Below are 22,596 nucleotides of genomic sequence, written 5' to 3' on the forward strand. Positions count from 1 at the left end.
CTGCTTGACTACTCTTGAGACAATGGAGTTGCGCACTATGAGTGATAAACAGGCACGGATGCTGGACTATCTGTCCCAGACGTCGGGCTGGATCACGGCAGGCGAACTCGCTGACCGCCTGGGCGTCACCCCGCGCAGCGTGCGCAGTTACGTCACCGCGGTCAAGGCCGCGGCGCATCCGCTGACCGTGATCGAATCGGGCACCGCCGGGTATCGCATCAACCGGGACGAGTTCTCCGCGTTCACCGCCGAGCACCGCGCGCGCCCCCGCGACACCGAAGCGGACACCCCGCAGCAGCGTCTGTCGCAGCTGGTGCGCCGGCTCACCGAGGAGGTCGACGGCCTCGACGTGTACGAGTTGGCCGCCGAGAACTTCGTCAGCGACTCCACCGTGGAGGCCGACCTGGCCCGGGTGCGGTTGCTGCTGCCCGACTCCGGGCTCACGCTCGTGCGGCACGGCAGCGTCGTCACCCTCACCGGCTCGGAGACCGACCGGCGCAAGCTGCTCAGCCGCATGTTCCGCGAGGAAAGTGCCCGCGGCATGATCGACCTCGAGACCATCCAGCGCGAGTTCACGTCCGGCCAGGCCGGCGCCGATAGCCTCAGCGCGTTCAAGACCGACCTCATCGACCTGCTCGACGGCCAGGGCTACTTCGTCAACGAGTACGGCATCAACAACGTGCTGCTGCACGTGGCGATCGCCATCGACCGGGTGAGCAAGAACCTCTCCCCCGCGCCGGCCGTGACCGAACCGCCGTCGGAGTTGGCCACGTCGCTGTCGGGCCTGATCATGACGCACTTCGACGTGTGCCTGGGCAGCGGCGACCTGGCGTACCTGGCTTTCCTGCTCACTACCCGGGTGATCACCCCCGGGCACGACCAGCCCGCCGAGACCCTCATCGAGAGCTACGTGCAGCCGGCCGAGCTCGCCGCGATGCGCGCGATCGTGGACCGGGCCAGCCAGGAGTACCTCGTCGACCTCGACGACGACGACTTCATCGTGCGGCTCACCCTGCACGTGCGCAACCTGATCAACCGGGCGCACGACAAGTCGTACTCCCGCAACCCGCTCACCCGGTCGATCAAAACCTCGTACCCGCTGATCTACGAGCTGGCCGTGTACATCGCCAGCGAGCTGCAGCGTGCCGAGCAGATCGTGATCAACGACGACGAGATCGCGTACATCGCCATGCATGTGGGCGCGCACCTCGAGCAGCAGGTACGCCGGGTGGAGCTGGTGACCTGCGCGATCGTGTGCCCCAACTATTACGACATGCACGTGCTGCTGCGCGAACGCATCGAACGGGTGCTCGGCGACGACCTCGAGGTGGTCGCGGTGATCACCCGGTCCGATGTGGCCTGGGACTCGCTCGACGCCGATCTGGTGCTCACCACCATCGACCCCCAGCTGCACTCCGACGGGGTCATCGTGATCCAGCCGTTCCTCACCCAGGGCGATGTGGACCGCATCCGTCAGCACGCCAGCCGGGTGCGGCGGATGCGCCGGCGCGCGCGCCTGAAGGACGACCTGCTGCAGTTCTTCGACGAGTCGTTGTTCTCCCGCAACTTCTACGCCCGCGACGAGGTGGCCATGATCACCGCCCTGGGCGAGCGGATGACGGCCAAGGGCATCATCGACCAGAGTTACGTCGACGGCGCCATCGAGCGCGAGCTGATGTCGTCGACCGCGTTCACCGACAACCTCGCGGTGCCGCACGCCATGTCGATGAGTGCCAAGCAGACCTCGATCGCGATCGTGATCAACGACGCCCCGATGGACTGGGGCGACAACCGGGTGAACGTGGTGGCCCTCATCGCGTTCAGCGCCGCGGGGCGCAGCACCTTCCAGGCGGTCTTCGACCAGTTCGTGGAGGTCTTCGCCGACCGCCTCGAGGTGCAGCGCCTGATCAAGCGTTCGGTGGACTTCGCCTCGTTCATCGACGAGCTCGTCCACGTAATGGACACCTAGCCCCCGCTCCGCCCCACCCCGGCCGGTCGCCCCACCCCGCCGTTCGAGCCCCCGTCGCTGGTCGAGCTTGTCGAGACCTCGCGACCCTGTCTGCATTGGTCCCCACGCCGTCGGTCGAGCCCCACCTCGCTGGTCGAGCTCGTCGAGACCTCGCGACCCAACAGCCCAACGGATGCGTCCCTCATCCCTCCGCGTCCGCCCGAGTTCTCCACAGACCAGCGTCGGACATCCCTTGAGCCCTCAGCACCCTGGCACCCTCATCGCATGCCATTCATGTACATCCTCGAGTGCGCCGACGGCTCGTTCTACGTCGGGAGCACCTGGGATCTCGACAGACGCGTCGCACAACACAACACCGCCGACCAGGGCGCCGCCTATACCCGGCGGCGTCGTCCTGTACGGCTCGTCTACTGCGAACAAAGCGAGAGCATCGCGGATGCCTACGCCCGGGAAAAGCAAATTCAAGGTTGGAGCAGGGCCAAGCGCAGAGCCCTCATCGAGGGCAGGCTCGGTGATCTGCCCGGCCTAAGCCGGCCACAGCACCCGTAGGGCCACATCCGCTGATCGAGCCGATTGGCATCCGACCAGTTACCCACGCACCGGAGGAGACCGACGCGACCCAAACGCTGATCGAGCTTGCCGAGATCCCGCAACCCGAACGCGTTCGCGACAACCCGCACGAGGTCTCGACAAGCTCGACCAACGAGACGGTCGAGACCTACGCAACCCAAACGCTGATCGAGCCTGCCGAGATCCCGCAACCCGAACGCGTTCGCGACAACCCGCACGAGGTCTCGACAAGCTCGACCAACGAGACGGTCGAGACCTACGCAACCCAAACGCTGATCGAGCCTGTCGAGATCCCGCGAGCCGAATGCGTTCGCGACGGCGCTCGCGAGGTCTCGACGAGCTCGACCAACGACGGGGAGACGACCGTAGACACCGTCACGCGGTCTCGACGAGCTCGACCAACGAGACGGCCGAGACCTACGCAACCCAAACGCTGATCGAGCCTGTCGAGATCCCGCGAGCCGAACGCGTTCGCGACGACGCTCGCGAGGTCTCGACGAGCTCGACCAACGACGGGGAGACGACCGTAGACACCGTCACGCGGTCTCGACGACCTCGACGGTCGAGACCAACGCGACCCACACACTGATCGAGCCTGTCGAGATCCCGTGAGCCGCACGCATTCGCGACGATGCTCACGAGGTCTCGACGAGCTCGACCAGCAAGGTGGGGACGAACGCAGGCCGGGTCACCAGGTCTCGACAAGCTCGACCGACGACGCGGGAACCAACGCGGACACCGTCACCAGGTCTCGACAAGCTCGACCGACGAGGGGGAACCAACACGGACACAGTCACCGGGTCTCGACGAGCTCGACCGACGAGGGGGGAACCAGCGCGGACGCTGTCACAAAGTCTCAACGAGCTCGACCGACGAGACGGGGACCAACGCAGACAACGTCACCGGGTCTCGACGAGCTCGACCGACGAGACCGCGGCTAGGCGAGGGGCGTGGGGGTGATGCCGAACTGGGCCAGGCCCGCGGCGCCGCCGTCTTCGGCGGTGAGCACCCAGATGCCGTCCTTGTGCACGGCCACGCTGTGTTCCCAGTGCGCGGCGGCCTTGCCGTCGCTGGTAGCGACGGTCCAGTCGTCGTCGCGGGTGTAGGTCTCGATGTCGCCGAGCACCACCATCGGCTCGATGGCCACAACCAGGCCGGGCTTCACGTCCGGGCCCTTCTGGCGCACCCGGTAGTTGAACACCGGCGGCGCCTCGTGCATCGACTTGCCGATCCCGTGGCCCACGTAGTCGGTGAGGATGCCGTAGCTGCCCTGCGACTCGATGTAGTCTTCGATCGCCTCGCCCACCTCGTTGAGGTGACGCGCCTCGGCGAGCCGGGCGATGCCGTGCCAGAGCGACTGCTCGGTCACGCGGGAGAGTTCCTCGCGCTCGGCCACGACCTCGGGCCGCGACGGGTCGGGCAGTACGAAGGTGAACGCCGCGTCGCCGTTCCAGCCGTCGATGATGGCCCCGCTGTCGATCGAGACGATATCGCCGGCACCGAGAACACGGTCGTTCGGGATGCCGTGCACCACGTCGTCGTTCACCGAGGCGCACACGGTGTGGAAGTAGCCCTGCTCGAGCTTGAAGTTGGGCCGGCCGCCCAGGGCCACGATGGCGGCTTCAGCGGCCGCATCCAGGGCCAGCGTGGTCACGCCCGCCCGCATCGCTTCGCGGGCCGCCACGAGCGACGCAGCGGTCGCCAGGCCGGGGGCCAGCATGAGGCGCATCTGCGCCGGAGTCTTGTAGATGGAGCGGCGAAGGGCCACGGTCATACCTGCAAACTAAGTCGTCGTGCGAAAGCGGGCGTCGGAAGGCGTCCGGGGGAAAAACGAAAGGGCGCCGACCGAAGCCGACGCCCAATCACAGCAATTTATGCCGAGGCCGCAACCGCGTCGGTGGGCCCGACGGCGTGCAGGCCGCGCTCGGCCAGCGCCGCCACGATGCGGTCGGTGACCTGGTCGACAGCGCCGAGGCCGTCGATGGTGACGACCACGCCGCGCTTGTCGTACAGGTCAATCAGCGGGGCGGTCTGCTCTTCGTAGACCTCGAGACGGTGGCGGATGACGTCGGCCGTGTCATCGGCGCGGCCCTGTTCCGCAGCGCGCTTGAGCAACCGCGCCACGACCTCATCGGTGTCGGCGACGATCTGCACCACGGCGTCGAGCGAGGTGCCCTCGGCGTCGAGCAGGCGGTCGAGCTCGAGCACCTGGTCGGTGGTGCGCGGGTACCCGTCGAGCAGGAAGCCCTGCAGGGCGTCCGGCTCCTTGAGCCGGTCGGCGACGATCTCGTTGGTCAGCGAGTCGGGCACGTACTTGCCGGCCTCGATGAACGCCTTGACCTGAACGCCGAGCTCGGTTTCGTTCTTCACGTTGAACCGGAAGATGTCGCCGGTGGAGATGGCGGGAACGCCGAAGGCCTCGGCCAGACGCACGGCCTGGGTGCCCTTGCCCGCACCGGGCGGGCCGATCACGAGAAGTCGGGTCATCGCAGAAGCCCTTCGTAGTGGCGTTGCTGCAGCTGGGAGTCGATCTGCTTCACGGTCTCCAGGCCGACACCCACGATGATGAGGATGCTGGCGCCACCGAACGGGAAGTTCTGGTCGGCGCCGATGGCCGAGAAGGCTATCAGCGGGAGCAGTGCGATCAGGCCGAGGTACAGAGCACCGGGCAGCGTCACGCGGGTGAGTACGTAGTCGAGGTACTCGGCGGTGGGCCGGCCGGCACGGATGCCGGGGATGAATCCGCCGTACTTCTTCATGTTGTCGGCGACCTCTTCGGGGTTGAAGGTGATCGCGACGTAGAAGTAGGTGAAGCCCACGATGAGCAGGAAGTACATCGCCATGTAAAGCGGGTGGTCGCCCTTGGTGAGGTTGTTGGTGATCCAGGTGACCCAGGCCAGCGGTTCGGTGCCCGCGGCGGGCTGGTTGAACTGGGCGATCAGCGCCGGCAGGTACAGCAGCGACGACGCGAAGATGACGGGCACAACGCCGGCCATGTTCACCTTGATCGGAATGTAGGTGTTGTTGCCGCCATAGGTGCGGCGGCCCACCATGCGCTTGGCGTATTGCACCGGGATGCGGCGCTGCGACTGCTCGACGAACACCACGGCGGCCACAACGACCAGCCCGATGGCCAGGACGATGAGGAGGATGTCGATGCCGTTCTGCTGGCCGATCGAGAACAGCGAGTTCGGGAAGCGGGCGGCGATCGACGTGAAGATGAGGAGGGACATGCCGTTGCCGATGCCGCGCTCGGTGATCATCTCACCCATCCACATGATGACGCCGGTGCCGGCGGTCATGGTGATGACCATCAGCATGATGGCGTACCAGGCGTCGTTGGTGATCAGCTGCGAACACTCGGAGGAGGCCGAGGTGCCGAACAGGGCGCCGCTGCGGGCGACGGTGATCAGCGTCGTCGACTGCAGGATGCCGAGGGCGATGGTGAGGTAACGCGTGTACTGGGTGAGCTTGGACTGGCCCGCCGCGCCCTCCTTGTAGAGGGTCTCGAAGTGGGGAATCACCACGCGCAGCAGCTGCACGATGATGGAGGCCGTGATGTACGGCATGATCCCCAGTGCGAAGACGGACAGCTGCAGCAGGGCGCCACCGCTGAACAGGTTCACGAGCTCGTAGAGGCCGCTCGTTCCCTGGTTCGCTGCAAGACAGGCTTGCACGTTGCCGAAGTCCACGAATGGGGCGGGGATGAACGAGCCCAGACGGAACAGGGCGACGATGCCCAGGGTGAACCCGATCTTCTTACGAAGGTCCGGCGTGCGGAATATCCGCGCAATGGCGCTAAACAAAAAAGGCCTCCAGTTAGTAACAAAGAACGAGCTTGCCGAGACAGCGTCAGCGCATTAGTCGCTGAGCAGGCTCGACAAGCTCGATCTCGTCTACGGGTCTTACTACTTGATCGAGCCACCTGCTGCGACGATCTTCTGCTCAGCTGAGCGGGAGACCTTATCGACTGCAACAGTCAGCTTAACCGCAATGTCACCATTGCCGAGAACCTTGACCTTCTCGTTGTCACGAACAGCACCCTTGGCGACCAGCGATTCGATGGTTACATCGCCGCCGGTCGGGTACAGCTCGGCCAGGCGTTCCAGGTTTACAACCTGGTACTCCACGCGGAACGGGTTCTTGAACCCGCGCAGCTTCGGGGTGCGCATGTGCAGCGGCATCTGCCCACCCTCGAAGCCGATACGCACGGTGTAGCGTGCCTTGGTGCCCTTGGTGCCACGACCCGCGGTCTTACCCTTGGATCCTTCACCACGGCCAACGCGCTGCTTGTCCTTCTTCGATCCGGGCGCGGGGCGAAGGTGGTGAACCTTCAGCACCTGCGGACGGGCCTCAGTGGGCTCAGTCGGCGCGGCGGCCTTCTTGGCGGCAGCAGTCTTGGCCGGAGCCTTGGCTGCAGCAGCCTTCGTGGTCGTCGCCTTGGGGGCGGCGGCCTTCTTAGCGGCGGGCTTGGTTGCGACCTTCTCGGTCGCTTCCTTCTCGTCAGCCATTAGTCAATCTCCTCGACCTTCACCAGGTGAGCAACGGTGTTGACGTAGCCACGGTTCTGCGAGTTGTCCTCGCGGATCGTGACGGCGCCAATGCGACGCAGGCCCAGGCTGCGAAGCGTGTCGCGCTGGTTCTGCTTCTCACTAATTTTGGACTTGATCTGCGTAATCTTCAGCTGAGCCATTAGGCACCTGCCTTCGCGCTTGCGGCGGCTGCTGCTGCAGCCGCATCGGCACGCAGAAAACGGGCCGGGGCCACGTCTTCGTAGGAAAGGCCACGGCGAGCCGCAACCGCACGCGGCTCTTCGAGCTGGTGCAGGGCCTCCACCGTGGCGTGCACGATGTTGATGGTGTTCGACGAACCGAGCGACTTGCTCAGCACGTCGTGGATGCCAGCGCATTCGAGTACGGCGCGCACCGGGCCACCGGCGATAACGCCGGTACCTGCTGCGGCCGGACGGAGAAGAACGACTCCGGCAGCGGCTTCACCCTGAACGGGGTGCGGGATGGTCAGGCCGACGCGGGGAACGCGGAAGAAGTTCTTCTTCGCTTCCTCGACGCCCTTGCTGATTGCGGTCGGGACCTCGCGGGCCTTACCGTAACCAACGCCTACCAGGCCGTTACCGTCTCCGACGACGACCAGAGCGGTGAAGCTGAAGCGACGACCACCCTTGACCACCTTGGAAACACGGTTGATCGTGACGACGCGCTCGAGGAACTGGCTCTTCTCGGCGTCACGGCTTCCGCGCTCACGGTTCGGGCTGCGCTCACGGCCACCACGACGAGCCTCGCGGGGCTCGTTCTGCGGCGGCGTAGTCGAAGCTGCGGTCTCCACCGGAACTTCAGTGACGACGTCTGCTTCTTTCGCTGCTGCTGTGCTGCTGGATTCAGTGCTCACAGGTCCAACCCTCCCTTTCGAGCTCCTTCGGCGATGGCTGCGACGCGTCCTGCGTACTTGCTGCCACCACGGTCAAATACGACTGCTTCAATGCCGGCAGCCTTCGCACGCTCTGCGACGAGCTCGCCGACCTTGAGGGCCTTGGCGGTCTTGTCACCATCGAAGGTGCGCATGTCAGTTTCGAGAGTCGACGCCGACGCGAGGGTGAAACCCTTGCTGTCGTCAACGACCTGCACGAATACGTGGCGAGCCGAACGGGTGACGACGAGACGCGGACGAAGCGCGGTCCCCTCGATCTTCTTGCGAAGACGTGCGTGCCTGCGTCCGCGGGCAGCCGACTTGCTTTTTCCTCTAGTTCCGAGACCCATGGTTACTTACCACTCTTTCCGGCCTTGCGGCGAACAATCTCGCCGGCGTAACGCACACCCTTGCCCTTGTAGGGCTCAGGCTTGCGAATCTTACGGATGTTTGCGGCAACCTCGCCGACGGCCTGCTTGTCGATACCGCTGACCGTGAGCTTGTTAACGCCCTCGACGGTCAGGGAGATACCAACGGGCGGCTCGATGAGGACCGGGTGCGAGAAGCCGAGGGCGAACTCAACGGAGGTGCCCTTCTGCGCGACGCGGTAACCGGTACCGACGATCTCGAGTCCCTTGGTGTAACCCACGGTGACGCCGATGATCTGGTTGGCGATCAGGGTACGGGTCAGTCCGTGCAGCGAACGCGAAGCGCGCTCGTCGTCGGGACGAGTGACCAGAACCTGGCCATCGACGATCTGAACCTCGATCGGGTTCGCGACGGTGAGCGCAAGCTCGCCCTTCGGACCCTTGACGCTAACGGCCTGGCCGTTAGCTTCGACCGTGACACCCGCGGGGATCTCGATCGGAAGTCTTCCAATACGTGACATTGTCGGCTACCACACGTAGGCGAGAACTTCTCCGCCTACGCCCTTCTTCTCAGCCTGGCGGTCGGTGAGCAGACCGCTGGAGGTGGACAGGATGGCAACGCCGAGGCCGCCGAGAACCGTGGGGATCTCAGTCGACTTTGCGTACACGCGCAGGCCGGGCTTGGAAACCCGCTTGATGCCGACGATGGAACGCTCGCGGTTGGGGCCGAACTTGAGGTTCAGCGTGAGGGTCTTTCCGACCTCTGCATCCTTGACATCCCAGGCAGAGATGTAACCCTGTGCCTTGAGGATGTCTGCGATGTGCGCCTTGAGCTTGCTGTGCGGCATCGACACTGTGTCGTGGTACGCCGAGTTAGCGTTGCGCAGTCTGGTCAGCATATCTGCGACCGGATCTGTCATTGTCATTTTGTGGTGCCTTTCTCGCCTGGTTTCGTTCACCCGTTACGCGGATGACGACCTGTGGTGGTGGAGGGGGCCGAACGGTTGTCCGGCCCCCGGGGGTGAAACTTTTTAGGAGTTCTCAGCCGTCTTGAACGGGAAGCCGAGCGCCTTGAGCAGCGCGCGACCCTCGTCGTTGTTCTTGGCGGTCGTCACAACAGTGATGTCCATACCGCGAACACGGTCGATCCGGTCCTGGTCGATCTCGTGGAACATAACCTGCTCCGTGAGGCCGAACGTGTAGTTGCCGGCGCCGTCGAACTGCTTGTCCGAGAGGCCGCGGAAGTCGCGGATACGGGGCAGGGCGAGGCTGAGCAGCCGGTCGAGGAACTCCCACATGCGGTCGCCACGAAGTGTGACGTGCGTGCCAATGGGCTGTCCTTCACGCAGTTTGAACTGCGCGATGGACTTGCGTGCCTTGGTGACCTGCGGCTTCTGGCCGGTGATCTTGGTGAGGTCGGCGACGGCGCCATCCATGATCTTGCCGTCGCGTGCTGCCTCGCCGACACCCATGTTGACGATGATCTTCGTCAGGTTGGGCACCTGGTGGACGTTGGTGAAGCCGAGTTCCGTGGCGAGCTTCTTGGAGATCTCGTCGCGGTACTTCTGCTTCAGACGCGGCAGGACGACGGGCTTTGCGTCGGTTGCGATGTCAGTCATTAGAGGTCCTTACCTGACTTCTTGGCGTAACGAACGCGGACCGTCTTGGTGACGCCGTCCTTCGTTACCTCTTCGAGGCGGAATCCGACCTTGGTCGGCTTCTTGGTCTCCGGGTCGACCAGAGCGACGTTGGAAGCGTGAATCGATGCTTCCACGGTCTCGATGCCGCCGGTCTTGGAGCCGCGCTGGGTCTGGCCGACACGAACGTGCTTCTTGACGAAGTTGATGCCTTCGACGAGAACACGGTTCTTCTCAACCTGTACCTCGAGCACACGACCCTGCTTGCCACGGTCTCCGCCGCGAGCCTGGGTGCGGCCGGTGATGACCTCTACGAGGTCACCCTTCTTGATTCTGGCCATGATTTAGATAACCTCCGGTGCCAACGAAATGATCTTCATGAACTTCTTGTCGCGGAGTTCGCGACCGACCGGTCCGAAGATACGGGTACCACGGGGGTCTCCGTCAGCCTTCAAGATCACTGCGGCGTTCTCATCGAACTTGATGTACGAGCCGTCTGGACGACGGGTCTGCTTTTTGACGCGAACGATGACGGCTTTGACGACGTCACCCTTCTTGACGTTGCCGCCCGGGATGGCGTCCTTGACGGTGGCGACGATGACGTCACCCAGTCCGGCGTAACGACGGCCGGAGCCACCGAGAACACGGATCGTCAACAGGACCTTGGCACCGGTGTTGTCGGCAACTTTGAGTCGTGATTCTTGCTGAAGCACTTTCTAACTCCTTCTATCAAGTAAGCGCGAGCGCTTACTTGGCCTTCTCGAGAATCTCGACCAGGCGGAAGCGCTTGGTGGCGCTCAGCGGGCGAGTTTCACTGATCAGGACCAGGTCGCCGACGCCGGCGGTGTTCTCCGCGTCGTGAACCTTCAGCTTGGACGTACGGCGGATGACCTTGCCGTACAGGGGGTGCTTCACGCGGTCTTCGACCTCGACAACGATGGTCTTATCCATCTTGTCGCTGGTCACGTAACCACGCAGCGTCTTGCGGTAGCCGCGCACGAGAGCCTCGGCGGGGACGACCGTTTCGTCAGTCTTCGCCATGATTAGGCCTCCTTCGTCTCGACGGCGTCAGCCTCGGGAGCATCCGTGGATGCGTCCTTGGCCTTGGCCTTCTTGGTCGTCTTCTTCTCAGCCTTGGCCGGAGCCTCGACTGCGACGGGAGTGGCACGAATGCCCAGCTCGCGCTCACGGAGAACCGTGTAGATGCGTGCAATGTCCCGCTTGACCGCGCGGAGGCGGCCGTGGCTTTCGAGCTGGCCGGTGGCCGACTGGAAGCGCAGGTTGAACAGCTCTTCCTTGGCCTTCTTCAGCTCGTCGAACAGTCGTTCGTTTTCAAAGGTGTCGAGCTCGACTGAGGCGAGCTCCTTGGATCCGATCGCCATTATGCGTCGCCCTCCTCGCGCTTGATGATGCGTGCCTTGAGGGGCAGCTTGTGAATTGCGCGGGTGAGCGCTTCGCGAGCAACGGTGTCAGAGACACCGGAAAGCTCGAAGAGCACGCGGCCCGGCTTGACGTTCGCGACCCACCACTCGACGGAACCCTTACCGGAACCCATGCGGGTTTCGGCCGGCTTCTTGGTGAGCGGGCGGTCCGGGTAGATGTTGATCCAGACCTTGCCGCCACGCTTGATGTGACGCGTCATGGCGATACGAGCGGACTCGATCTGACGGTTGGTCACGTAAGCGGGGGTAAGGGCCTGAATGCCATACTCGCCGAACGAAACAGTGGTACCACCGGTTGCGTGGCCGGTACGGCCGGGGTGGTGCTGCTTGCGGTGCTTAACTCTGCGGGGAATCAACATTATTTAGCCTCAACTCCTGCTGCAACCGGAGCCGCGCCCTCTGCGCGAGGCGCACGGCGGGGACGGTCGTCACGACGCTCGGGGCGGGACGACTTAGCGTTGGCCTGCTCACGAGCGAGTTCCTTGTTGGTGATGTCGCCCTTGTAGATCCAGACCTTCACGCCGATGCGGCCGAAGGTGGTCTTGGCTTCGTAGAAGCCGTAGTCGATGTTCGCGCGCAGGGTGTGCAGCGGCACACGGCCTTCGCGGTAGAACTCCGAACGGCTCATCTCAGCGCCACCGAGACGACCGGACACCTGGATGCGAACACCCTTGGCGCCGGCGCGCTGGGCGCCCTGCAGGCCCTTACGCATCGCACGGCGGAAAGCCACACGAGCGGAGAGCTGCTCTGCAATGCCCTGCGCGACGAGCTGTGCATCCTGCTCGGGGTTCTTGACCTCGAGGATGTTCAGCTGGATCTGCTTGGCGGTGAGCTTTTCAAGGTCGGACCGGATGCGCTCTGCTTCCGCGCCGCGACGACCGATCACGATGCCCGGACGGGCGGTGTGAATGTCGACACGGACACGATCGCGGGTGCGCTCGATCTCGATGCGGGACACGCCGGCGCGGTCGAGGCTGGTGCTCAACAGGCGGCGGATCTTGACGTCTTCAGCGACGAAGTCGCTGTAACGCTGGCCCGGCTTCGTGCTGTCAGAGAACCAACGCGACACGTGGTCGGTCGTGATTCCCAGACGGAAGCCATACGGGTTTACTTTCTGACCCATTACTTCGTACCCTCCTCAGGAGTGGCGAGCACAACAGTGATGTGGCTCGTACGCTTCTTGATCTGGAATGCGCGACCCTGTGCGCGGGCCTGGAAACGCTTGAGGGTCGTGCCCTCATCGACGAATGCCTGGGAGATGAACAGATCCTGTTCGTCCAGGAACTCGTTCGCTGCATCTGCCTTGACCCGGGCGTTCGCGATGGCCGATTCGACCAGCTTGTACACGGGGTCGGACGCGCCCTGCGGCGCGAACTTCAGAATTCCCAGCGCTTCGTGCGCCTGCTTGCCACGAATCAGGTTGACAACGCGACGGGCCTTCTGGGCGGTAACGCGGATGTGACGCACGCGTGCGATCGACTCCACCATTTCTCCTCCTTCACGTCACCGCGTTAGCGGCGACGACCCTTCTTGTCATCCTTCACGTGACCACGGAAGGTGCGGGTGGGGGCAAACTCGCCGAGCTTGTGTCCCACCATGCTCTCGGTGACGAACACCGGGATGTGCTTGCGACCGTCGTGAACCGCGATGGTGTGCCCGAGCATGTCGGGGATGATCATCGAACGGCGCGACCAGGTCTTGATTACGTTCTTGCTTGAGGCTTCATTCGCCTTGACAACCTTGCGAAGCAGGTGGTCGTCAACGAAGGGGCCCTTCTTAAGACTTCTTGGCATCGTCTACTCCTACTTACGCTTCTTGCCGACGGTACGGCGACGAACAATGAGCTTGTCGCTTTCCTTGTTCGGGTGGCGGGTGCGCCCTTCCTTCTGGCCCCAGGGGCTGACGGGGTGACGTCCACCGGACGTCTTACCCTCACCACCACCGTGCGGGTGGTCGACCGGGTTCATGGCAACACCACGAACGGTCGGGCGAACGCCTTTCCAGCGCATCCGGCCGGCCTTGCCCCAGTTGATGTTCGACTGCTCGGCGTTGCCGACCTCACCGATGGTGGCGCGGCAGCGGGCGTCGACGTTACGGATTTCTCCGGACGGCAGGCGCAGCTGGGCGTAGATGCCATCCTTCGCGACCAGGCGAACCGACACTCCGGCGGAGCGGGCCAGCTTGGCGCCACCACCCGGACGGATCTCGATGGCGTGAATGATGGTACCGGTGGGGATGTTCTTCAGCGGCAGGTTGTTGCCGGGCTTGATGTCAGCACCGGCACCCGACTCGACGATGTCGCCCTGGTTCAGCTTGTTCGGCGCAATGATGTAGCGCTTGGAGCCGTCCATGAAGTGCAGCAGCGCGATGCGCGCCGTGCGGTTGGGGTCGTACTCGATGTGAGCGACCTTGGCGTTGACGCCGTCTTTGTCGTTACGACGGAAGTCGATGACACGGTACTGGCGCTTGTGGCCACCACCGATGTGACGCGTCGTGATGCGACCCTGGTTGTTACGACCACCGGTCTTGGACAGCGGACGAAGCAGCGACTTCTCGGGCGTCGAACGGGTGATCTCTGCGAAGTCCGCAACAGATGAACCGCGACGACCGGGGGTCGTGGGCTTGTACTTACGAATAGCCATTTCTTATTCCTCTAGTCCTGGCCGCTTAGCCGACGGCCGTGAAGATGTCGATGGAACCGGACTTGAGCGTGACGATCGCACGCTTGGTGTCCTTGCGCTTGCCAAGACCGAACTTCGTACGGCGAGTCTTGCCGATGCGGTTCATGGTGTTGATCGAAGCAACCTCAACCTTGAAGATCTTCTCGATCGCCAGCTTGATTTCGGTCTTGTTCGAACGCGGGTCCACGATGAAGGTGTACTTGCCTTCGTCGATCAGGCCGTAGCTCTTCTCAGAGACGACCGGAGCGATGATGACGTCGCGGGGGTCCTTTTGAGTGGGGGTAGCCATTATGCGGACACCTCTTCCTTCTTGGTCTTGTGCGCCACGAACGCGTCAAACGCGCCCTTGGTGAAGACGATGTCGTCAGAGACGAGAACGTCATAGGCATTCAGCTGGTCCCAGGACAGCACGTGCACCGTCGGGAGGTTGCGGATGCTGCGGAGGGTCATCTCGTCGGTGCGCTCGAGAACGACCAGCACGTGCTTGCTGCTGGCGATCTGGGTGAGCAGCGTGATGGCGCCCTTGGTGCTGGGCGTCTCGGCCGAGAACAACGCGGTCACCACGTGCAGGCGGTCGCCACGGGCGCGGTCAGAGAGTGAACCCTTGAGCGCGGCGGCAATCATCTTCTTCGGGGTGCGCTGGTCGTAGCTGCGCGGGGTCGGTCCGTGGACGATGCCACCACCGGTCATCTGAGGGGCGCGGATCGAGCCCTGACGAGCGCGACCAGTTCCCTTCTGCTTGAACGGCTTGCGGCCGGCGCCGGAAACTTCGCCGCGGCCCTTGACCTTGTGCGTACCCTGACGTGCGGCAGCGAGCTGCGCGACAACGACCTGGTGGATCAGCGGGATGTTGGTCTGGACGTCGAAGATTTCGGCGGGCAGCTCAACGGAGCCGGCCTTCTTGCCGTTGGCGTCGATGAGGTCGAGTGCGGTAGCCATAAGAACTACGCTCCCTTCACTGCGGTGCGGACGAATACGAGGCGGCCCTTGGCGCCGGGAACGGCACCCTTGACCAGGATCAGGCCCTTGTCAGCGTCAATCGCGTGAACCTTGAGGTTCAGCACGGTCACGCGCTCGCCACCCATACGACCGGCCATGCGCATGCCCTTGAAGACACGGCTGGGGGTCGAGGAGGCGCCGATGGAACCGGGCTTGCGGTGGTTGCGGTGCGAACCGTGCGAAGCGGAAACACCCTTGAAGTTGTGACGCTTCATAACACCGGCGAAGCCCTTGCCCTTGGAGGTGCCCATGACGTCGACCTTGGTGCCGGCAACGAACACACCGTCAACGGTGAGCTCCTGGCCCAGGGTGTAGTCAGCGGCATCCGCGGTGCGGAGCTCGGTAACGTGACGGCGCGGCGTGACGCCGGCCTTCTCGAAGTGTCCTGCGGACGGCTTGTTCACCTTGCGGGGGTCGATGGCGCCAGAGGCAATCTGAACGCCGGCGTAGCCGTCGATGTCCTTCGTGCGGATCTGGGTGACGACGTTCGGCGCGATCTCGATGACGGTAACGGGAACAAGCTTGTTGTTCTCGTCCCACACCTGAGTCATGCCGAGCTTCTTGCCGAGGAGGCCCTTGGTGGTCTTGGTATCTGCGTACGACATCGCGGGCCCTAGAGCTTGATCTCGATGTTGACGTCGGCCGGGAGGTCGAGACGCATAAGCGAGTCGACGGCCTTCGGCGTCGGGTCAATGATGTCGATCAGACGCTTGTGGGTGCGCATTTCAAAGTGCTCCCGGCTGTCCTTGTACTTGTGAGGGGAACGGATGACACACACCACGTTCTTCTCGGTCGGAAGCGGCACGGGGCCGACGACGGTCGCGCCCGCACGGGTCACGGTGTCGACGATCTTGCGCGCCGAGATGTCGATGACCTCGTGGTCATACGACTTAAGTCGAATGCGGATCTTCTGTCCCGCCATGTCGAACTCTCTTTCTTGTCAAGGCTTCTTACATCCCGAGGGCTGCATTGGACGCCGTAGTAGCACTGCTGCTATCGCACCACTGTTCATCTGTCAATTTCGATCCAGCCGGGGATCCGACTCTCTCGACTCAACTTCCCAGGCCAGGCCTGACGGATGACATGGTTTTACCCACGCATCCTGAAAGTTGATTTAAGCTTCGTTCTGCTACCCGCGGCCTAACTCCGACCCTCAAGGGGCGAGCTATGCACTGCCTGGTAGTGATTCCGGTCTCGCGAGCAGCGCGATCCGAAAGTGTTGAACTAGAAGAGTCTGCCACAGGAATAGGTCATTGTGCAACCCGGGCGTGTCGCGTTGGGCGTGTCGCGCGATCCGCGTAGTTCCGCGGAACTCAACCCGCTGGTCGAGCTTGTCGAGACCCAGGAATCGAACCCGTCAAGACCGCTCCGCCAACCCCGTCGAGACCCGGTTCCGGCCCGCTCCTCGAACCCGTCCGGAGCTCCCCGAAACCCCGCCGGTCGAGCCAGTGGAGACCCCGGCACGCCCGCCTGCCGACCCCTCCGAGGCTCCCCGCGACGCGCTCGGCATCCAGCCCCACTCATGCTGTGCCGGACCTCGAATCCGGCGTGCGAGTCCTCAGAGCGCTCGCTACTCCGGTCCGACAAGGTAGGGCTTCAGGAGTGGTGCAAGTTCGCGAGAACCACGCTCGGTCAAATGCATTCCATCCGCGAGTACGGATGTCGTTCCGATATATGGCGGACAGAGACCGGCGTCCGAACAGAACCAACCAAGTGTCTTCGGATAGATGACATTCATGGCGTTGACCGCATCGACTCCCGCGCGCTGGGCATTGGCGACCCCAACGAAGTCTGTGGTAACTCCCGCAACGCAGTCCTGTGGTGTGGTCAGCCGGGTTGCACACGACTGAGGTGACCGCGCAAGCGGTGGTGGATCCAGCACCACGACTCTCGCCGCAGAAGCCGACAAGGCCTTGACCATGTCCTGAGTTCCCACTTGCCACTCTGCGTAGCCGGCCGGGCCGCGAAGGCCACTAGCGAGGCGCTCGATGGACAAAGTCGAGCTTGCTGTCACGACGAGGTCCGGGTCGATTCCTGCGATCCTCGCTACGGCCCATTTCCGGTACTGGTCACAGACAGGATAGGGGGCACCACCGCCCAATACGACACTTGTGAACACCGCGGGACATTGCCCTATTGTGAGCACCTCTATGCGCCAATCCGGCAGGGCCTCTCTCAGTGCCGGCAAGTAGCTAATGCCGATGGAGTCGCCGAACAGCACCGCCACGTGAGCGCCATTTGGGTTGCCGTAGATGCAATGCTCCGCAAACTCAACGTTCTGCTGATCGGAAATGTCCGCTCCTCCGTGGAGACAGCCGTCCTTGATCCACTCGCTCACGAAACCTTTGTCGCCCAAGAGCGAAGGGTCGGGGGTCAGCTCGGGCCAAGCGGTTGAAGTTAGAGCGGCCGAAACCGCCGCAGCGCGAGTTGCTTCGACTGCCGACATCGGCGCCTTCGAACCCAGAATGCCCAAATTCGCTGCGCTCACCGAGGGCGTTGGTCGCGCAATAACCATCGCGGCGGCGACGAGAGCGACAGCCGTCAATAGCCGTAGGGAGCGCGATAGGGAGACTCTCGTTGGACGCTGAAATTTCCCTGACCGCGCGGACGCGCGCCAAGCACGCGTTCTCAGCGGCTCCTCAACCCAGTGATACGAAAAGACAGACAGCAAAAGCATCAGGATCCCGCTAAGAGTCAGGAACAGAATGCCACGGTCGGGGAAGAGCTTTGCTCCCAGGATTATGACTGGGTAATGCCACAAGTACAGGGAATAGGAGATTTTTCCCACGTACATTGATATCGGGTTTGTGAGCGGGTAGACGTCCCTAACTACGTGACCCTCCCCTGCAACAAGAATCAGGGCAGCGCCAAGCACCGGGAGAATGGCCCAGGGGGCGGGAAATGCACTCTCCGTATTAATCCGGAGCGCGGCTATCCCAATTACACCTATACCTACCCAGCTCATCGGCGTTCGCCAAACGGCTGGCACCTTGCTCGTTTGAGTGGCGAGAGCGGCCAAGACTCCTCCCACGGCCAGTTCCCACACACGCGAGGGCGTGGCAAAGTACGCCGATGTGGGACTTGAAGACGTCTCGTATGAGGACCAGGCGAATGACACAATCGCGACGACGGCTATACCGATCCCCACCGCCTTCTGTGGGCTCCAGCGCCTCCACCTAGCTACTAGAAGAATGGTCACGAGTAGGGCCGGCCAGACGAAGTAGAACTGTTCCTCAACAGCAAGCGACCAAAAATGTTGCAGAGCGGAGACAGCGTCGCCAGCATGTAGGTAGTCGGTTCCGACACTTATGAACCGCCAGTTCGAGACGAATCCAAAGCTCCAACCGGCGTCCTGGAGAAGCTGCCCGAACTGATAGCTCGTGAGAACAAAATAGCCCGCTCCGACCGTGGCACAGATGGCGAGGAACGCCGCAGGTACCGTGCGCTTTAGCCTGCGCCGGTAGAAGTCTGCGAAAGAGATACGCCCTGTCCTGGCATATTCCCTCAACAGAAGCCCGGTAATCAGATACCCACTAATGACGAAGAAGATATCCACCCCAATAAAGCCTCCGACGGGCTTGCCGAGAAGGTGATCTGCGACCACGAGCAAGACTGCGATAGCCCTCAGCCCTTGGATGTCGGCTCGTCGTGCCTCCTTGGTGTGTTTGGGTTCCATCACCGGGAGGTTGAGCGCACTATGCGCTTCAGCCGGTTCACCTGCCCTCTGACTAGATCGACGAAATCCCATATTCCTTGCCACACCTCTCGGACTCAATCCGGCCGCGCCGGGCAATGCAGTTAGGGATTTCTATTCCTGACTTCCATCGCCAAGCGTCTGCAATGGAGTTCATGGGCCAGTGGAGATCGGAAGAATTGAGGGCCCGTGGGTGATGATTCGATGGTTCCGATATCGCCCCTGGGACGGGGCGTCCCGGCCGACCCACTGACTCAAACAGCCCCGTCCGGGGTGACAACCGCACGCACGGTCCTCCAGAGGATCAGAATGTCGGCGGTCAGCGACCAATTCTCCACGTAGTAAAGGTCGAGACGAATGCTGTCTTCCCAGCTGAGGTTGGACCTGCCGCTGACCTGCCACAGCCCGCTCATACCCGGCTTCATGATTAGCCGGCGGTGCGCGGCGTCATCATACAGCGCCACTTCGGCGGCGCGCTGCGGACGGGGCCCCACCAGGCTCATCTCGCCGAACAGCACATTGAACAGCTGCGGCAGTTCGTCGATGGAGTACTTGCGCAGGAACTTGCCGACCGGGGTGATCCGCGGGTCGTTCGTGACCTTGAACAGCGGCTTGTCCGAGGTGCCCTGAGCGTCGAGCAGGCTTTCCAGCTGGTCGTCGGCGTCCTGCACCATGGACCGGAACTTATACATGCCGAAGGTGGCGCCGTGCCGGCCGATGCGGTCCTGGCGGTAGACGATGTTCCCGGGGCTGGAGCGCTTGACAGCGATGGCCACGGCGATGAGCCCGGGCGAGCTAAGCAGAATAAGTAGCCCCGAGCCAACGATGTCGAAGGTGCGCTTGGTGACGCGCTTAACGCCCTCGAACTGCGGGTAGCTCACGTGGATGAGCGGCAGACCGGCCACAGGCCGGGAGTGGATGCGCGGGCCGGCGATGTCAGTGAGCGCAGGCGCCACGATGAGCTCTACGTCGCGGGCTTCGAGTTCCCAGCCCACCCGGCGCATGTCTTCGGGGCTGATCTCGTCGGCACCCGTGAGGATGACGGTGTCAGCGTTGGTTTCGTCGACCGCGACCATCAGGTCGCCGTAGTCACCCACGATGGGCACGCCGTGCACTGGGCCCTTGCCAACCGTGCCGTCCCGCGTGAGGGCTCCGACGAGCTTGAGCCCGGAGCCGGGGGTACGGGTGATGGTCGCGGCCACGTGCACAGATTTCAGCCGCTCGCCGAGGAGCAGTGCCCGGGACAGATAGAAGCCTCGTGCCTGGCGGGCTCGCAGCCACTGGCGCCAGCGCCAGCGAGTGGCGATGAGCATCAGCATGCCGGCCGGCAACGCCGTGAGGAAGTAGCCGCGGGCGAAGTCGATTTGGAAAAGGAAAGCAACGATGGCAAACAGGCCGAACAACCGGATGGTCGCATCCGCGACGCGCTTGTACTCGAGCGTGCCGCTACCAATGACCTTGTGGTCGCGCGTGGCGAAGGCGTCGAGCATAAGCATCCAAGCGAACACAAGAACTACCGAGACCATCGTGTAACTAGCGCCAACGCTGATCCCGTTCGGCGTTGCCAGAGGCACTGTTTGCAGCCCGAACCAAAGCAACTGCGAGCCGAAGACCGCGACCAGGATCACGACCACATCTGTCGTGAACAGCCTCACTGCAAAAGCACGTTGCCACGATCGGCGTCGAAGTACCCCGGCCGTCCGTGTGTCGCCCACTGCCATTCGATCCCCCATCAGCGTGCAAGCCGGCCGCCCTAAACCGCGATTGGCGTGCATAGGTTACTCATCGTTCCACAGATTGCCCGGCACCCAGCGCCTTTTCAGCGATGATGTGCGTACCCCAAACGGGGGCGGTTGTCGCTGGTAGCTGTGCGCCTAAACAAATCTCACATGCTTGCTCATCTAGGGTGGACCTGTGAATCCACGAGTCTCTAGGCGTATACCAGTACGCTCCGCCCGCGCCAACGCACGCCACGAACGTCGGCAATCCACAACAAGAAAGAGGGTGAGAATCGGCCTTATCGTGGCCGGAATCTTGCTGCTCGCTTGTGTGACCTGGCTCGCCACTCGCGTGCTTGTGGTGAAAACGGACCTCGAAGCGTCTCAAGTATTAGTTGATGAACTCCAGACCAAGATAGGAAATGGAGACTTCACATCGGTTTCCTCCACCAGCCAGAAGCTGCAGCAGAAGTCCTCCAGCGCTTCGGCCGGAACTGCAGATCTGACATGGCGCGCGGCCGAACTGATTCCCTACGTGGGCACCAATCTGTCTGCAGTGCGCGCGGTCGCCGAAAGTATCGATGACCTAGTGCAAGAGGTCGCCGTACCTGCTGTTGACCTTGCAGGATCCTTTGACATCACCGCGAGGGACCCCGTCACGGGGGGTTTCGACCTAACGCCGTTGGCCGAGGCAAAGACGATAGTCGCGTCGGCTCAGACCGTTATTTCTCAGTCGCTCGCCCGCGTCAACTCGGTCGATGCGAGTGGAACCGTCGGCCCGGTCAAGGCCGCTGTGGAAAAGCTCTCTGGCGTTCTGTCGCAGGCAGACTCCGCCCTAACCTCTGCGGCTCCCCTAGTGAACATTGCGGGTGCAGCCCTCGGTGCTGAAGGCGAGCGCAAGTATGTCTTGGCATTCCAGAACAACGCAGAGTCAACGGCACTCGGTGGCAGTTCTGCTTCCTACACGCTCATGAGTGCGAATGACGGAGCAATCGCCGTGGCCGGACAGGCCAGCAGCGCCGACTTCGTTGAGGGGGTTGCGGTTGACGTACCAGTGGATCAGAGCGCGATCGACCTGTACAGCGACTACCTACTCACTCACTCGAACACTTCGACGAGCAGGCCGGACTTTCCAACCGCGGCAAAGATCATCCAGGCCTACTGGCTCCGAGACAAGGCCACGGCTGTTGACGGCGTAATTTCAGTGGACCCACTCGCCTTGGCCCAGATCCTCAAGGCCACGGGCCCCATCACCCTCAGCTCGGGCGATGTGCTGTCTAGCGATAACGCCGTGTCCCTGTTGGTCAATGAAATCTACTTCAGATACAACAGCTACACCGAGGGCGATGTTGTCGACAGCTTCTTTTCCGAAGCTGCCGCTGCAGTTCTGGACAAGGTCATGAGCGGTTCGTTCGACATGAAGGCGATGATCGATGCCATCACGTATAGCGTCGATCAAGGAAGCATAATGATGTGGAGTGCCAACCCAGAGGAACAAACCGCGTTCGACGGCACTCGAGTCCAAGGCGTCCTTCCCGTTGCGAATGATGACGCGACTGTCGTAGGTGTGTATTACCGGGACACCTCGGCATCGAAGATTGACTATTACTTGCAGACGGCTACTCAGACCACGAGCGATGTCTGCACCGCGGAGACTCCAACTTTCACAACCACGGTCACACTCCATTCCAATCTCACCGTCGACCAGGCCAACGACCTGCCTGACTACGTCAAGAGCTTTAATTTTGGTGCCGAAAAGTTTCGTACTCAAGTATTCGTGTACGGCCCCGTTGGCGCCACCGTCACTGACGCTCGAGTCGATCAGGAGGGCATCGAGACAGTTGTTGACGCCGGCTCCAATGATCTTGGGCGGCCGGTTGCTAAGTTCACAGCCGACTTGGCTCCGGGCGAGACAACCGCTGTGACTGCGACATTCACGGGTCAACCCGGACAGTATGGAAGCCTTCAAGTGCGCGGCACCCCGATGATCAATCCCACTTCGGTCTCGATCGAGTCCGCCGGGTGCAACTAGCTCGCTTTGAGGCAGGCGCGCAATCGCGATCTGGCCAAGACTAGGAGCATCCGCGGCACGGT

28 protein-coding genes are annotated in these 22,596 nt (G+C 62.7%); 3 read left to right on the plus strand and 25 right to left on the minus strand.

Translation table 11 applies throughout. The features are described from left to right. The first annotated feature begins 37 nt into the window (after positions 1 to 37). Together PA27867_RS14805 and PA27867_RS14810 are read left to right on the plus strand one after the other, a co-directional pair. On the plus strand, positions 38 to 1,969 hold the full coding sequence (locus PA27867_RS14805; protein ID WP_066597589.1) for a BglG family transcription antiterminator: 1,932 nt from the start codon (positions 38 to 40) through the stop codon (positions 1,967 to 1,969). Positions 1,970 to 2,242: 273 nt separating this feature from the next. Further along, positions 2,243 to 2,518 (plus strand): GIY-YIG nuclease family protein, encoded by a 276-nt coding sequence (locus PA27867_RS14810; protein ID WP_236900723.1) that lies wholly within the window; start codon positions 2,243 to 2,245, stop codon positions 2,516 to 2,518. Positions 2,519 to 3,476: 958 nt separating this feature from the next. On the opposite strand, the gene map is transcribed toward PA27867_RS14810, so the two are convergent. From map to PA27867_RS14935, 25 genes are all read right to left on the minus strand, one after another. Next, positions 3,477 to 4,313, minus strand: a complete 837-nt coding sequence (gene map, locus PA27867_RS14815; RefSeq protein ID WP_066597592.1) for a type I methionyl aminopeptidase — start codon at positions 4,311 to 4,313, stop codon at positions 3,477 to 3,479. Positions 4,314 to 4,411: 98 nt separating this feature from the next. After that, positions 4,412 to 5,026, minus strand: coding sequence for an adenylate kinase (locus PA27867_RS14820; protein WP_066597594.1), 615 nt, complete (start codon positions 5,024 to 5,026; stop codon positions 4,412 to 4,414). Next, a complete protein-coding gene (secY, locus tag PA27867_RS14825) occupies positions 5,023 to 6,345 on the minus strand; it encodes a preprotein translocase subunit SecY (protein WP_066597596.1) in 1,323 nt (440 codons plus the stop codon). Before secY ends, PA27867_RS14820 begins: the two co-directional genes overlap by 4 nt. A 102-nt stretch (positions 6,346 to 6,447) precedes the next feature. Continuing rightward, positions 6,448 to 7,050 carry a 50S ribosomal protein L15 gene (rplO, locus tag PA27867_RS14830; protein WP_084021203.1) on the minus strand — a complete coding sequence of 201 codons (603 nt, stop codon included), beginning with the start codon at positions 7,048 to 7,050 and terminating at the stop codon, positions 6,448 to 6,450. Next, positions 7,050 to 7,232: a 50S ribosomal protein L30 gene (gene rpmD / locus PA27867_RS14835; protein WP_066597599.1), complete on the minus strand. Its 183-nt coding sequence runs from the start codon at positions 7,230 to 7,232 to the stop codon at positions 7,050 to 7,052. The genes rplO and rpmD overlap by 1 nt, the downstream gene beginning before the upstream one ends. Beyond that, positions 7,232 to 7,945 carry a 30S ribosomal protein S5 gene (gene rpsE, locus PA27867_RS14840; RefSeq protein ID WP_084021204.1) on the minus strand — a complete coding sequence of 238 codons (714 nt, stop codon included), beginning with the start codon at positions 7,943 to 7,945 and terminating at the stop codon, positions 7,232 to 7,234. The genes rpmD and rpsE overlap by 1 nt, the downstream gene beginning before the upstream one ends. Next, positions 7,942 to 8,313 (minus strand): 50S ribosomal protein L18, encoded by a 372-nt coding sequence (rplR, locus tag PA27867_RS14845; protein WP_066597603.1) that lies wholly within the window; start codon positions 8,311 to 8,313, stop codon positions 7,942 to 7,944. The genes rpsE and rplR overlap by 4 nt, the downstream gene beginning before the upstream one ends. Positions 8,314 to 8,315: 2 nt before the next feature. Continuing rightward, positions 8,316 to 8,852, minus strand: a complete 537-nt coding sequence (rplF, locus tag PA27867_RS14850) for a 50S ribosomal protein L6 (protein WP_066597607.1) — start codon at positions 8,850 to 8,852, stop codon at positions 8,316 to 8,318. A gap of 6 nt (positions 8,853 to 8,858) precedes the next feature. Continuing rightward, complete coding sequence (gene rpsH, locus PA27867_RS14855; RefSeq protein WP_066597609.1) at positions 8,859 to 9,257, minus strand: 30S ribosomal protein S8; 399 nt, start codon at positions 9,255 to 9,257, stop codon at positions 8,859 to 8,861. 105 nt (positions 9,258 to 9,362) lie between these two features. After that, the gene (gene rplE, locus PA27867_RS14860; RefSeq protein WP_066597611.1) at positions 9,363 to 9,950 is read right to left on the minus strand and encodes a 50S ribosomal protein L5; all 588 of its coding nucleotides are present in this window, start codon (positions 9,948 to 9,950) and stop codon (positions 9,363 to 9,365) included. Further along, positions 9,950 to 10,309, minus strand: a complete 360-nt coding sequence (gene rplX / locus PA27867_RS14865) for a 50S ribosomal protein L24 (RefSeq protein WP_066597614.1) — start codon at positions 10,307 to 10,309, stop codon at positions 9,950 to 9,952. Before rplX ends, rplE begins: the two co-directional genes overlap by 1 nt. Before the next feature lie 3 nt (positions 10,310 to 10,312). Next, the gene (rplN, locus tag PA27867_RS14870; RefSeq protein ID WP_066597616.1) at positions 10,313 to 10,681 is read right to left on the minus strand and encodes a 50S ribosomal protein L14; all 369 of its coding nucleotides are present in this window, start codon (positions 10,679 to 10,681) and stop codon (positions 10,313 to 10,315) included. A gap of 34 nt (positions 10,682 to 10,715) precedes the next feature. Next, complete coding sequence (gene rpsQ / locus PA27867_RS14875) at positions 10,716 to 11,009, minus strand: 30S ribosomal protein S17 (RefSeq protein ID WP_066597618.1); 294 nt, start codon at positions 11,007 to 11,009, stop codon at positions 10,716 to 10,718. Between the two features lie 2 nt (positions 11,010 to 11,011). Further along, a complete protein-coding gene (rpmC, locus tag PA27867_RS21335) occupies positions 11,012 to 11,350 on the minus strand; it encodes a 50S ribosomal protein L29 (RefSeq protein WP_066597620.1) in 339 nt (112 codons plus the stop codon). Beyond that, positions 11,350 to 11,769, minus strand: coding sequence for a 50S ribosomal protein L16 (gene rplP / locus PA27867_RS14885; RefSeq protein WP_066597622.1), 420 nt, complete (start codon positions 11,767 to 11,769; stop codon positions 11,350 to 11,352). Before rplP ends, rpmC begins: the two co-directional genes overlap by 1 nt. After that, positions 11,769 to 12,533 carry a 30S ribosomal protein S3 gene (rpsC, locus tag PA27867_RS14890; protein ID WP_066597624.1) on the minus strand — a complete coding sequence of 255 codons (765 nt, stop codon included), beginning with the start codon at positions 12,531 to 12,533 and terminating at the stop codon, positions 11,769 to 11,771. The genes rplP and rpsC overlap by 1 nt, the downstream gene beginning before the upstream one ends. Next, positions 12,533 to 12,898: a 50S ribosomal protein L22 gene (rplV, locus tag PA27867_RS14895; RefSeq protein WP_066597626.1), complete on the minus strand. Its 366-nt coding sequence runs from the start codon at positions 12,896 to 12,898 to the stop codon at positions 12,533 to 12,535. Before rplV ends, rpsC begins: the two co-directional genes overlap by 1 nt. A gap of 23 nt (positions 12,899 to 12,921) precedes the next feature. Then, entirely contained in the window at positions 12,922 to 13,203 is a 282-nt protein-coding gene (rpsS, locus tag PA27867_RS14900) for a 30S ribosomal protein S19 (protein ID WP_066597628.1), read from the minus strand. A gap of 9 nt (positions 13,204 to 13,212) precedes the next feature. Then, positions 13,213 to 14,052, minus strand: coding sequence for a 50S ribosomal protein L2 (rplB, locus tag PA27867_RS14905; protein ID WP_066597631.1), 840 nt, complete (start codon positions 14,050 to 14,052; stop codon positions 13,213 to 13,215). Between the two features lie 25 nt (positions 14,053 to 14,077). Further along, entirely contained in the window at positions 14,078 to 14,380 is a 303-nt protein-coding gene (gene rplW, locus PA27867_RS14910) for a 50S ribosomal protein L23 (RefSeq protein WP_066597633.1), read from the minus strand. Beyond that, a complete protein-coding gene (rplD, locus tag PA27867_RS14915) occupies positions 14,380 to 15,030 on the minus strand; it encodes a 50S ribosomal protein L4 (RefSeq protein WP_066597635.1) in 651 nt (216 codons plus the stop codon). Before rplD ends, rplW begins: the two co-directional genes overlap by 1 nt. Before the next feature lie 5 nt (positions 15,031 to 15,035). Continuing rightward, positions 15,036 to 15,695: a 50S ribosomal protein L3 gene (gene rplC, locus PA27867_RS14920; RefSeq protein WP_066597637.1), complete on the minus strand. Its 660-nt coding sequence runs from the start codon at positions 15,693 to 15,695 to the stop codon at positions 15,036 to 15,038. A gap of 8 nt (positions 15,696 to 15,703) precedes the next feature. Beyond that, positions 15,704 to 16,012 (minus strand): 30S ribosomal protein S10, encoded by a 309-nt coding sequence (gene rpsJ, locus PA27867_RS14925; protein WP_035834607.1) that lies wholly within the window; start codon positions 16,010 to 16,012, stop codon positions 15,704 to 15,706. Between the two features lie 648 nt (positions 16,013 to 16,660). Continuing rightward, a complete protein-coding gene (locus tag PA27867_RS14930) occupies positions 16,661 to 18,766 on the minus strand; it encodes an acyltransferase family protein (protein WP_066597639.1) in 2,106 nt (701 codons plus the stop codon). Between the two features lie 272 nt (positions 18,767 to 19,038). Beyond that, entirely contained in the window at positions 19,039 to 20,559 is a 1,521-nt protein-coding gene (locus PA27867_RS14935; protein WP_236900724.1) for a sugar transferase, read from the minus strand. 274 nt (positions 20,560 to 20,833) lie between these two features. Between PA27867_RS14935 and PA27867_RS14940 the strand changes: the two genes are divergently transcribed. Then, positions 20,834 to 22,534 (plus strand): DUF4012 domain-containing protein, encoded by a 1,701-nt coding sequence (locus PA27867_RS14940; RefSeq protein WP_208857262.1) that lies wholly within the window; start codon positions 20,834 to 20,836, stop codon positions 22,532 to 22,534. The last annotated feature ends 62 nt before the right edge of the window (positions 22,535 to 22,596 follow it).

It is taken from the genome of Cryobacterium arcticum, assembly GCF_001679725.1.
Lineage (GTDB): Bacteria > Actinomycetota > Actinomycetes > Actinomycetales > Microbacteriaceae > Cryobacterium > Cryobacterium arcticum_A.

Bases quoted from the DNA above. Each gene is read 5' to 3' on its own strand.
- PA27867_RS14820 (WP_066597594.1), bottom strand. From the start codon at position 5,026: ATGACCCGACTTCTCGTGATCGGCCCGCCCGGTGCGGGCAAGGGCACC.
- rpsJ (WP_035834607.1), bottom strand. From the start codon at position 16,012: ATGGCGGGACAGAAGATCCGCATTCGACTTAAGTCGTATGACCACGAG.
- rplV (WP_066597626.1), bottom strand. From the start codon at position 12,898: ATGGTGGAGTCGATCGCACGCGTGCGTCACATCCGCGTTACCGCCCAG.
- rplC (WP_066597637.1), bottom strand. From the start codon at position 15,695: ATGTCGTACGCAGATACCAAGACCACCAAGGGCCTCCTCGGCAAGAAG.
- rpsS (WP_066597628.1), bottom strand. From the start codon at position 13,203: ATGCCAAGAAGTCTTAAGAAGGGCCCCTTCGTTGACGACCACCTGCTT.
- rplR (WP_066597603.1), bottom strand. From the start codon at position 8,313: ATGGGTCTCGGAACTAGAGGAAAAAGCAAGTCGGCTGCCCGCGGACGC.
- rpsH (WP_066597609.1), bottom strand. From the start codon at position 9,257: ATGACAATGACAGATCCGGTCGCAGATATGCTGACCAGACTGCGCAAC.
- rpmD (WP_066597599.1), bottom strand. From the start codon at position 7,232: ATGGCTCAGCTGAAGATTACGCAGATCAAGTCCAAAATTAGTGAGAAG.
- rplB (WP_066597631.1), bottom strand. From the start codon at position 14,052: ATGGCTATTCGTAAGTACAAGCCCACGACCCCCGGTCGTCGCGGTTCA.
- PA27867_RS14930 (WP_066597639.1), bottom strand. From the start codon at position 18,766: ATGGAACCCAAACACACCAAGGAGGCACGACGAGCCGACATCCAAGGG.
- rplP (WP_066597622.1), bottom strand. From the start codon at position 11,769: ATGTTGATTCCCCGCAGAGTTAAGCACCGCAAGCAGCACCACCCCGGC.
- rplF (WP_066597607.1), bottom strand. From the start codon at position 8,852: ATGTCACGTATTGGAAGACTTCCGATCGAGATCCCCGCGGGTGTCACG.
- rpsC (WP_066597624.1), bottom strand. From the start codon at position 12,533: ATGGGTCAGAAAGTAAACCCGTATGGCTTCCGTCTGGGAATCACGACC.
- rplD (WP_066597635.1), bottom strand. From the start codon at position 15,030: ATGGCTACCGCACTCGACCTCATCGACGCCAACGGCAAGAAGGCCGGC.
- PA27867_RS14805 (WP_066597589.1), top strand. From the start codon at position 38: ATGAGTGATAAACAGGCACGGATGCTGGACTATCTGTCCCAGACGTCG.
- rplX (WP_066597614.1), bottom strand. From the start codon at position 10,309: ATGGCCAGAATCAAGAAGGGTGACCTCGTAGAGGTCATCACCGGCCGC.
- rplW (WP_066597633.1), bottom strand. From the start codon at position 14,380: ATGGCTACCCCCACTCAAAAGGACCCCCGCGACGTCATCATCGCTCCG.
- rplE (WP_066597611.1), bottom strand. From the start codon at position 9,950: ATGACTGACATCGCAACCGACGCAAAGCCCGTCGTCCTGCCGCGTCTG.
- rplO (WP_084021203.1), bottom strand. From the start codon at position 7,050: ATGGCTGACGAGAAGGAAGCGACCGAGAAGGTCGCAACCAAGCCCGCC.
- rpsQ (WP_066597618.1), bottom strand. From the start codon at position 11,009: ATGGCGAAGACTGACGAAACGGTCGTCCCCGCCGAGGCTCTCGTGCGC.
- PA27867_RS14935 (WP_236900724.1), bottom strand. From the start codon at position 20,559: ATGCACGCCAATCGCGGTTTAGGGCGGCCGGCTTGCACGCTGATGGGG.
- map (WP_066597592.1), bottom strand. From the start codon at position 4,313: ATGACCGTGGCCCTTCGCCGCTCCATCTACAAGACTCCGGCGCAGATG.
- PA27867_RS14810 (WP_236900723.1), top strand. From the start codon at position 2,243: ATGTACATCCTCGAGTGCGCCGACGGCTCGTTCTACGTCGGGAGCACC.
- rpmC (WP_066597620.1), bottom strand. From the start codon at position 11,350: ATGGCGATCGGATCCAAGGAGCTCGCCTCAGTCGAGCTCGACACCTTT.